This is a genomic window from Congregibacter sp., assembly GCF_045107095.1.
GTDB lineage: Bacteria > Pseudomonadota > Gammaproteobacteria > Pseudomonadales > Halieaceae > Congregibacter.
Map to the genome: position 1 here is coordinate 41,119 of NZ_JBGCFU010000033.1, position 8,408 is coordinate 49,526.

Annotated in this window: 11 protein-coding genes and 1 tRNA gene; 11 read left to right on the forward strand and 1 reads right to left on the reverse strand. The window is 55.3% G+C overall.

Annotated elements, in window-relative coordinates; genetic code table 11:
• The 11 genes from tolQ (at position 1) to AB8B76_RS06025 (ending at position 7,972) form a co-directional block, all read left to right on the forward strand.
• Positions 1-711, forward strand: coding sequence for a protein TolQ (gene tolQ / locus AB8B76_RS05975; protein ID WP_405271101.1), 711 nt, complete (start codon positions 1-3; stop codon positions 709-711).
• On the forward strand, positions 711-1,130 hold the full coding sequence (gene tolR / locus AB8B76_RS05980) for a protein TolR (RefSeq protein ID WP_405271102.1): 420 nt from the start codon (positions 711-713) through the stop codon (positions 1,128-1,130). The genes tolQ and tolR overlap by 1 nt, the downstream gene beginning before the upstream one ends.
• Positions 1,127-1,894, forward strand: coding sequence for a TonB family protein (locus tag AB8B76_RS05985; protein WP_405271103.1), 768 nt, complete (start codon positions 1,127-1,129; stop codon positions 1,892-1,894). Before tolR ends, AB8B76_RS05985 begins: the two co-directional genes overlap by 4 nt.
• Positions 1,894-3,180 carry a Tol-Pal system beta propeller repeat protein TolB gene (gene tolB, locus AB8B76_RS05990; protein WP_405271104.1) on the forward strand — a complete coding sequence of 429 codons (1,287 nt, stop codon included), beginning with the start codon at positions 1,894-1,896 and terminating at the stop codon, positions 3,178-3,180. The genes AB8B76_RS05985 and tolB overlap by 1 nt, the downstream gene beginning before the upstream one ends.
• 116 nt (positions 3,181-3,296) lie before the next feature.
• A complete protein-coding gene (pal, locus tag AB8B76_RS05995; RefSeq protein WP_405271105.1) occupies positions 3,297-3,842 on the forward strand; it encodes a peptidoglycan-associated lipoprotein Pal in 546 nt (181 codons plus the stop codon).
• Positions 3,843-3,864: 22 nt separating this feature from the next.
• Entirely contained in the window at positions 3,865-4,755 is an 891-nt protein-coding gene (ybgF, locus tag AB8B76_RS06000) for a tol-pal system protein YbgF (protein WP_405271106.1), read from the forward strand.
• 8 nt (positions 4,756-4,763) lie between these two features.
• The gene (gene queE / locus AB8B76_RS06005; RefSeq protein WP_405271107.1) at positions 4,764-5,444 is read left to right on the forward strand and encodes a 7-carboxy-7-deazaguanine synthase QueE; all 681 of its coding nucleotides are present in this window, start codon (positions 4,764-4,766) and stop codon (positions 5,442-5,444) included.
• 17 nt (positions 5,445-5,461) lie between these two features.
• The gene (queC, locus tag AB8B76_RS06010; RefSeq protein ID WP_405271108.1) at positions 5,462-6,142 is read left to right on the forward strand and encodes a 7-cyano-7-deazaguanine synthase QueC; all 681 of its coding nucleotides are present in this window, start codon (positions 5,462-5,464) and stop codon (positions 6,140-6,142) included.
• On the forward strand, positions 6,132-7,307 hold the full coding sequence (locus tag AB8B76_RS06015; protein WP_405271109.1) for a dipeptidase: 1,176 nt from the start codon (positions 6,132-6,134) through the stop codon (positions 7,305-7,307). Before queC ends, AB8B76_RS06015 begins: the two co-directional genes overlap by 11 nt.
• Before the next feature lie 58 nt (positions 7,308-7,365).
• The gene (locus tag AB8B76_RS06020) at positions 7,366-7,812 is read left to right on the forward strand and encodes a Rid family hydrolase (protein ID WP_405271110.1); all 447 of its coding nucleotides are present in this window, start codon (positions 7,366-7,368) and stop codon (positions 7,810-7,812) included.
• A gap of 84 nt (positions 7,813-7,896) precedes the next feature.
• Positions 7,897-7,972 (forward strand) — tRNA-Lys (locus AB8B76_RS06025).
• 154 nt (positions 7,973-8,126) lie between these two features.
• On the opposite strand, the gene AB8B76_RS06030 is transcribed toward AB8B76_RS06025, so the two are convergent.
• Positions 8,127-8,408 (reverse strand): response regulator transcription factor (locus AB8B76_RS06030; RefSeq protein WP_405271111.1); only part of this gene is annotated, 282 nt, incomplete at its 5' end.

Genomic DNA, 8,408 nt, shown 5'->3' on the forward strand with positions numbered 1-8,408 from the left:
TTGGACGAACTAAGCCTGGTGGACCTGGTAATGGATGCCGGGATCACTGTAAAACTGGTGATGGCTTTGCTTATGGCAGCGTCGGTCACCTCCTGGTACATGATTTTTCAGCGCTTCTTTTATTTCCGCAGTGCGGGCGAGGAGATGCTGGATTTTGAGGAGCATTTTTGGTCCGGCGTAGATCTTGCGCAGCTGTATCGTGAAGGTAACGAACGGGCCGCAGATGGCGAAATCATTATCGGCGTTGAGGGTGTTTTCCGAGCCGGTTTTAAAGAATTTTCACGCTTAGCGCAGCAATCAGACATGGACGCTGAGGCGATGTTGGAGGGGGCGCGTCGGGCGATGCGTGTCGCGATGCTGCGCGAAGAGGAGCGCCTCGAAAAACACCTACCTTTTTTGGCGACCGTGGGTTCCACCAGCCCTTACGTGGGCCTATTCGGTACCGTATGGGGCATTATGAATTCTTTTCGCGGACTGGCGAACACCTCTCAAGCAACGCTGGCTACTGTCGCTCCGGGTATTTCCGAAGCGCTCGTCGCTACGGCCATGGGCCTGTTTGCTGCGATCCCAGCAGTGATGGCTTATAACCGCTTTGCAGCCAAGGTGGATGTTTACGGCAAGCGCTACGATACCTTTGTGGATGAGTTCTCCAGCATTCTCGGTCGTCAGGCCTATGCTCTAAAATCGCGCCAGAGAGAGGCCAAGCAGTAATGCGCCGACGCGCCCGCTTTCGGCCGATGGCCGAGATCAACGTTGTGCCCTACATCGACGTTATGCTCGTGTTGCTGATTATTTTTATGGTGACTGCGCCGATGCTTATGCAGGGCGTTAAGGTGGACTTGCCGCAGGCCAAAACTGAGCCGGTGGATAACCAGGACGCCGAGCCCCTAATTGTGTCGATCAACGCGCAGGGACAGTTGTTTTTGAATGTGGGAGGGCAGGAAGATCAGGTCCTGTCACTCGCTACCGTGCAACAACGAGTGGGTGCGGTGATTCGTCGCAGTCCCGACAAACCTGTATTGGTATGGGGCGACAAAGCGGTGGCCTACGGCGAAGTAGTCGGGCTCATGGCGGCGCTGCAAGAAGCTGGCGCTCCCGGAGTGGGGCTGGTGACAGAGGACCCTCGGTGAATCGAGACTGGTACAGTCTGGGGCAACTCACTTTACTGCCTATCGCCGGCACGCTGGCACTGCATGTACTGATTTTAGCCGCGATCTTGCTGCGTTTTCAGCCCGATAGTGATCCTCGTACCATCGAGGCTCGGGTGCTGCCCCCCACGGCCATTAATGCAACACTCATTGACGCTTCATCTCTGAAGCCCAAGAAACAAGTTCGTAAGACTACGCCGAAGCCCACAGCAAAGCCTGCGCCCAGGCCTGTGAAGAAGGCTCCCGTCAAAACCACGACGGCTTCCACTGCCAGCAAACCTGCTCCAAGCACGACCACGCCAAAACCCCGCAGCAAAGCGCCAGCTCCGGCCCCCAAGGTCGAAGAAAAGCGCATTAGTGCCGAAGAGCTCGCCGCAATTAGTCGCCGGGAGCTCGCAGCTGCTATGGCGGCAGAAGACAGCACACAGGTGGCGGTGACCGCCGAGGAAATGTCCACAAGTTACGCCGCGCTCATTCGCGATACGGTTGTTAACTACTGGAGTCGTCCGCCCAGTGCTCGCAACGGTATGGAAGCGCTCCTGGCGATACAGCTTGTACCTACCGGCGAGATCGTCTCTGTGAGTGTGCTCCGCTCTAGTGGCAGCGTCGCCTTTGATCGTTCGGCCATGAATGCGGTAGAAAAAGCGGGGAGTTTCCCCGAGCTTAAAAACTTGCCTGGCCGGGAGTTCGAAAAAACCTTCCGGCGCTTCCAACTACTATTCAGACCCGAGGATTTGCGCTACTAATGCTTCGCTCACTACTTTTATCCCTATTTTTGGTACCGATGCTGGCAAATGCTCAGCTGGTTATTGAAATCACCCAGGGTGTGGATGATCCCACGCCGGTTGCTGTTGTGCCCTTTGCCTGGGAGGGCTCGGTTACCGCTCCTGCAGATATGGCGGAGGTGGTGCAAGAGGACTTTCAGCGAAGCGGGCAGTTTTCGCCGGTGGATCGCGCGGACATGCTGGGTTTTCCCAGTCGCGAAGAGGAAGTCTTCTACCGTGACTGGCGTGCCATAGCCAGCGAATACGTTCTCATCGGACGAGCCCGGGAGGAGGCGGGGCAGCTGTCTTTACGCTATGAGCTGTACGACGTGCTCCGTCAGACCCGCATAGCCGAAGGAACTGTTGCAGGTCCCACGGGCGAGGCAAGAATGCTGGCGCACCGCGTGTCGGACGCGGTCTATGAAAAACTTACGGGAATCCCCGGCGCCTTTGCGACACGTTTAATCTATGTGTCGGTCACTCGTAATCCTACCGGTAAGGACTATTATCGTCTGACTTTGGCAGATTCCGACGGCGCCCGTCCTATTGTACTGCTGGAGTCGCGAGAGCCCATTATGTCGCCCAGCTGGGCGCCCGATGGCAAGCAGGTCGCTTACGTGTCTTTTGAGACGGGCCGCCCAGCGATTTTTCGGCAGGTGCTGGCCACCGGTGAGCGAGAGCAGTTAACCAATTTTAGAGGCCTAAACAGCTCTCCCGCGTGGTCTCCCGATGGCAATTCTATGGCCATGGTGCTCTCTAAAGATGGCAGTCCCGATGTCTACCTCATGGACATGGCAAGCCGTCGACTGACCCGCGTCACCCGACACTACGCCATAGACACCGAACCCAGCTGGATGCCGGACGGCCGGTCCTTCCTGTTTACATCAGATCGAGGGGGGCGTCCGCAGATCTATCGCTATGACCTGCGAAGCGGTTTAACTGAGCGTGTGACCTTCGAGGGCACCTACAACGCCCGCGCTCGTGTGGCTCAGGACGGCCGAAATGTGGTTCTGGTGCATCAGCGTGACGGGGAGTTCCAGATCGCGATCCATGACTTGGTGAGTAACCGCTTACAGGTGCTTACAAATACTGATCTGGATGAAAGTCCAAGTATCGCACCTAATGGTTCCATGGTATTGTACGCCACCAAGTATGGTGACCGTGGGATTCTATCTGCGGTATCGGTGGATGGCGGCGTTAAGTTCAGACTCCCCGCCCGAAGCGGCGATGTACGAGAGCCGGCCTGGTCGCCCTATATGCAGTTTTAAGGCAGTTTTAAGTTCGCAGTATTTTTACTCCGAAAAGGCGGAAAAATTTCCGTACTGAAGGAGCAAAAAGCTGGGTTTTACATTTAGTTCAATACCATTTTTGAAGGAAGCACGTCATGAAGCAAATCCCCGTTGCCGGCAAGGCCCTAACACTGCTGTTCGCTGCGATGTTCCTCGTGGCATGTTCAGGTACTTCGACCAAGGAAGAGGAAGCAGCGGCTGCCGCAGCCGCCGCAGCCGCCGCAGCCGAAGCTGCCGCTGCTGATGCTGCTCGCGAAGCTGAGCGTCAGGCCGAGGCCGCCGCCGCTGATGCACAGCGCGAGATGGAAAAAGCTGCGATGGCAGCCGGCACCGTCTTTTACTTCGAGTTTGATAGCGCGACGATGACTCCCGCTGCTCAGGCTGCAGTTGATGCACACATCGCGTTGCTCAAGACTAACGATCGTAGCGTGCGCCTTGACGGACACACTGACGAGCGCGGTACCCGTGACTACAACATGGCACTTGGCGAGCGTCGTGCGAACGCAGTGCGCGACTACATGGTAGTCAATGGTGTTGCGAGCTATCGCATCGAGACTGTGAGCTACGGCGAAGAGCAGCCTGTGGCCTACGGCAGCGGCGAGAGCAGCTGGTCTCAAAACCGCCGGGTAGAGCTTAAGTAAGACAGGTTTTGTTGTTTAGCAAATGTTGAAAGCAATTCCGTTCTATCGAATCGGGCTGACCTCTCTGGTTGGCCCGATCTCGTTTCTGGCCGTAGCGATATCCTTCTCGGCCGCTGCTCAGGACTATATCGATGTCGAAGCCGAGCGTCGGTCGCCGCAGTCAGGATCCACGTCTGCTGCACCTGCAGTGAGTTACGGCGTTGGTACCGCGCCTTCGGCAGTGTCTTCGTCGGCAAGCAACACACGCTCTCTGCCTCCTCCGTCAGCACCCGCCGGCGACAATATCGGTGGCTTGTTTAATCAGGTGCAGCAGCTTCAGCAAGAAGTCATGCGTTTGAACGGACTTGTAGAGCAGCAAGCTTACGAGATTCGTACGCTCAAAGAGCAAAGTCTTGAGCGATATATGGATATCGATCGACGTTTGGCGTCGGGCGGTGGTGTGGCCAGCACTGGTGGCTCTGGCGGTGCGCCAGTGCCTAATCCTCCTGCTACTACAGATACTAGCGGTTCAGCGGCAGAGATCGCTGAGCAGCCGGGTGAGGGAGACGCTTACCGCGCTGCCTACGCTCTGGTAAGAGGCCAGGAGTTCGACCAGGCCGTTAGCGCGTTCAACGCCTTTTTGGAGCGGTTTCCTGCGGGGCGTTATGCTCCCAATGCGCACTATTGGTTGGGTGAGCTTTATCTGGTCACGGACCCCGCAGATCCTGAGGCATCGCGTCAGGCCTTTATGCTACTTTTGAATCAGTACCCCAACAACGCCAAAATCCCTGATGCGCTGTATAAGTTGGGTCGTGTGCATTTCATGAAGGGCAACCGAGATCGATCCCGGGAGTTTTTGAATCGGGCGATCCGCGAGTACCCAGACAGTTCAGCAGCTCGATTGGCGGGCGATTTTCTCGACCAGAATCTCTGAGGTAAGTCATGGGTGCTATCGCAACAGCGGATAGCGTGGTGACTGCCGAGACACTGCGAATTACCGAAATCTTTTACTCCTTGCAGGGTGAAGCTCGAACCGTGGGCTTACCAACGGTTTTTGTGCGTCTTACCGGCTGCCCGCTGCGTTGTCTGTATTGCGACACGGAATACGCGTTTCACGGCGGCGAGTTGATGACCTTGGAAAACATCGCCTCACAAGTGGCGCAGTACAAGCCTGCTTTTGTCACTGTGACCGGCGGTGAGCCTTTGGCTCAGCCCAATTGCCTGCCGCTGCTGTCGATGCTTTGCGATCAAGGCTATGAAGTTTCTCTCGAGACTAGCGGCGCTATGCCGGTTGCGGATGTTGATCCTCGCGTTGTGAAGGTGCTGGACCTCAAGACACCCGCGTCTGGTGAGGTTGCTCGAAACGACTACGGCAACATCAATCACTTGACCGCGAACGATCAGCTTAAGTTTGTAATCTGCGATCGTGGTGATTACGAGTGGGCGCGCTTCAAAATTGACGAGTACGCGTTGGCACCCACAGTGTCTGATGTGCTTTTCTCACCGAGTCACGAACAGCTTGCGCCCCGAGAGTTGGCGGAATGGATTCTTGCAGATAATTTGCCGGTGCGAATGCAATTGCAGTTACATAAATATCTCTGGGACGATGCTCCCGGGCATTGATGTGAGAGTCGCAATCTATGAGTTCACAGAAAAAAGCCGTCGTTCTCGTCTCCGGAGGGTTGGATTCAACCACGGTATTGGCTCTCGCAAGGGAGCAGGGCTACGAGTGCTATTCCCTGAGCTTTGATTATGGGCAGCGCCATCGGGCCGAACTTTTCGCTGCGGAGCGAGTGTCTAAAACTTTAGGTGATGTCGAACACAAGGTCGTTCGCCTCAACCTGGACAGTATCGGTGGCTCGGCACTTACTGATGACAGTATCGATGTACCCGAAGAAGCCAGCGAAGGGATCCCCGTTACCTATGTGCCCGCGCGAAACACCGTGTTTTTGTCCATAGCCTTAGGGTGGGCAGAAGTTTTGGGTGCTCAGAATATTTTTATTGGCGTCAACGCCGTGGACTACTCGGGTTACCCGGATTGTCGGCCCGCGTTTATCGACGCATTTCAGCAGTTGGCTAACGTAGCTACCCGCGTAGGGGTTGAAGGGGGTAGCTATGAGATCCACACGCCCCTGATGGACTTGGGTAAAGACGACATCGTGAAATTGGGTGCACGCCTGGGAGTAGACTACTCTCAGACAGTCTCGTGTTACCAGGCTACTGATGATGGGCTTGCCTGTGGTGTGTGTGATGCCTGTAGATTGCGACGCGAAGGCTTTGAGAATGCCGGTCTGGAGGACGTAACACGCTATGCCAATTGATCTTGAATTTTCTTTATCGACCGGTCTGTCTCGGCGAGCTCTTCTGCGCCGATCCGTTGCCGCTACCGCCGCTCTTTCTCTACCCAGTAAGCTACTCGCATTAGAAGCCGAGAGTATCAATGTCAGCCCTGAGTCTCTAGAGCGGGTCGCCGGGGTCTTTGCTACAAACCCCATTGTCGACTTTCATACGCACATCGGCATTTGGCAGAACACAGGTCTTGATAACTCGGCCAAAGGAATCCCTCCCGTTACCGCTGAAAAGTTTGCCAGCAATGTCCAGGAATACCTCGACGCCGGGGTTAATTGCATCTACCTCGATACCATCAGCGACATAGCCCGAACAAGAATCGGCCAGCCAGGTAACAAGGATCGGGACTTTGAAGGCGACGAAGCTTGGGATGAATATCAGCGACAATATGCGCTGATGATGGGTTTCCTGAAAGACTCGCCAATGAGTCCGGTAACAGCTGCAGACACCATAGAAAAGATTAACGCCCGTGGTGAGTTGGCCGTGATTCTGTCCACCGAAGGCGCTCACATGGTGGAAGATTCGCCAGCGCGTCTGAAGGTGCTTTATAAGCACGGTTTGAAACGCCTGCAGCCGATTCACTATGTAGCGTCTACCCTGGGCGATAGCCAGACTGATCCCGAGGTATACGGTGGATTGTCCTCCTTGGGACGCCAGGTTCTAGAGGAGGCCAGTGAGATGGGCATGCTCTTGGACATGGCGCATGCCAGCCAGAAGGTGGTGGAGCAGACGGTTGATCTGGTGGATCGACCTCTGGCCTTGTCCCACACCATGGTGAAATACAATTCCGCGAGTTTTGGCGATTACCGCAGCACGCGATCCCGTTGGATCAGTCCAGAGCACGCGCGCCTGATTGCTGACACCGGTGGTGTTGTAGGTACGTTTCCGATTCAGGCGCCTTATGGCGTTAGCTATTTGAATGAGTTCGTTGAAGCGCTCAAGGTCATGGTAGACACTGTGGGTGTTGATCACGTTGCCTGGTCAACAGATCTAGGGGAGCCGGTGCGGCCCGCTTTTTTGCAGAGCTACCTGCAGTTTCCCAGGGTGTGTGCGAAGTTGTTAGAGAGTGGTTTTAGCGATAGCGACCTTGCGAAGTTTGCAGGCGGTAACGCGTTACGCGTTCAGGCGGCAGCGTAACCCCAGAACTTTCATTCATCAGCGCCTTTCACGATTTTCTATTTCAGGAGTGTTTGTTATGCGCCAATTGTTTTTTGTGACACTGCTTGCTCTCACCGCTGTCTCAGCTGCGCGGGGCGCCGAAGTCAGTTTTTTGAACAGTAGCGGCTCGTTATCCGCCGACCTACCTTTCTCTGAGGCTGTGCGCGTCGGCGATACGGTTTATCTCGCGGGCCAGCTGGGTGCGCTTCCTGGCGAACTAACCGTAGTGCCTGGGGGCATCGTCCCCGAGAGCCGTCAGACGCTCGAAAATATCCGAAACACCTTAAAGGCCCATGATCTGGATATGAGTGATGTGGTGAAGTGCACGGTGATGCTCGCGGATATCAGTGAGTGGGGTGCTTTCAACGAAGTCTACGCTGAATTCTTCAGTAAACCGTTTCCCGCTCGGAGCGCTTTTGCGTCAAACGGCCTTGCCTTGAACGCCAGTGTCGAGGTGGAGTGCATCGCTGCTTATTCAGACTAATTTAGGTCTTTTGGGGGCCGTAAGAGAACTTCGTATAAGTACTTGAGTTTTCCGCCTAAATCCGTAATATGCGCCATCCCTCTGGGGCCGTTAGCTCAGTCGGTAGAGCAGTTGGCTTTTAACCAATTGGTCGCTGGTTCGAACCCAGCACGGCCCACCATTTTCCTGCTTCCGCATCCAAGACGTAGCGCGCTACAGCGCTAGACGATCTGGCACTTCCTATTTAAAAGCCCGCGGAGATGTTCACTAAGCCCCGTTAATGATGAAGAGCCGAGTGGCCTCATGAAACGCCAGGGGTCTTGGTTTCGCGTGTATCAAATCAACTGCCAATGAATCGCATACAGAACGGCCTGAGTGCGATCCCGGCAGTTAAGTTTCGACAGGACCTGCGATACATGATTTTTGACGGTGCCTTCAGCTAGATGAATCACATCCGCTATTTCCCGGTTCGAAAGCCCGCCGGCCACTAGTCGTAGTACCTCGCGCTCCTTTTTGCTCAGGATCTCTTTGTTTGCTGGCGGTGCGTCTTCAATGCCTGTACTGACCTGGGAGACCAAGCGCGGTTCAGCGATAAAGCCGCCGCCCGCGATGGTTTC

What these genes read in the sequence shown, in the direction of transcription:
- ybgF (WP_405271106.1), top strand. Translation starts at nt 3,865, where the DNA reads ATGTTGAAAGCAATTCCGTTCTATCGAATCGGGCTGACCTCTCTGGTT.
- queC (WP_405271108.1), top strand. Translation starts at nt 5,462, where the DNA reads ATGAGTTCACAGAAAAAAGCCGTCGTTCTCGTCTCCGGAGGGTTGGAT.
- AB8B76_RS06015 (WP_405271109.1), top strand. Translation starts at nt 6,132, where the DNA reads ATGCCAATTGATCTTGAATTTTCTTTATCGACCGGTCTGTCTCGGCGA.
- tolR (WP_405271102.1), top strand. Translation starts at nt 711, where the DNA reads ATGCGCCGACGCGCCCGCTTTCGGCCGATGGCCGAGATCAACGTTGTG.
- pal (WP_405271105.1), top strand. Translation starts at nt 3,297, where the DNA reads ATGAAGCAAATCCCCGTTGCCGGCAAGGCCCTAACACTGCTGTTCGCT.
- tolB (WP_405271104.1), top strand. Translation starts at nt 1,894, where the DNA reads ATGCTTCGCTCACTACTTTTATCCCTATTTTTGGTACCGATGCTGGCA.
- AB8B76_RS06020 (WP_405271110.1), top strand. Translation starts at nt 7,366, where the DNA reads ATGCGCCAATTGTTTTTTGTGACACTGCTTGCTCTCACCGCTGTCTCA.
- queE (WP_405271107.1), top strand. Translation starts at nt 4,764, where the DNA reads ATGGGTGCTATCGCAACAGCGGATAGCGTGGTGACTGCCGAGACACTG.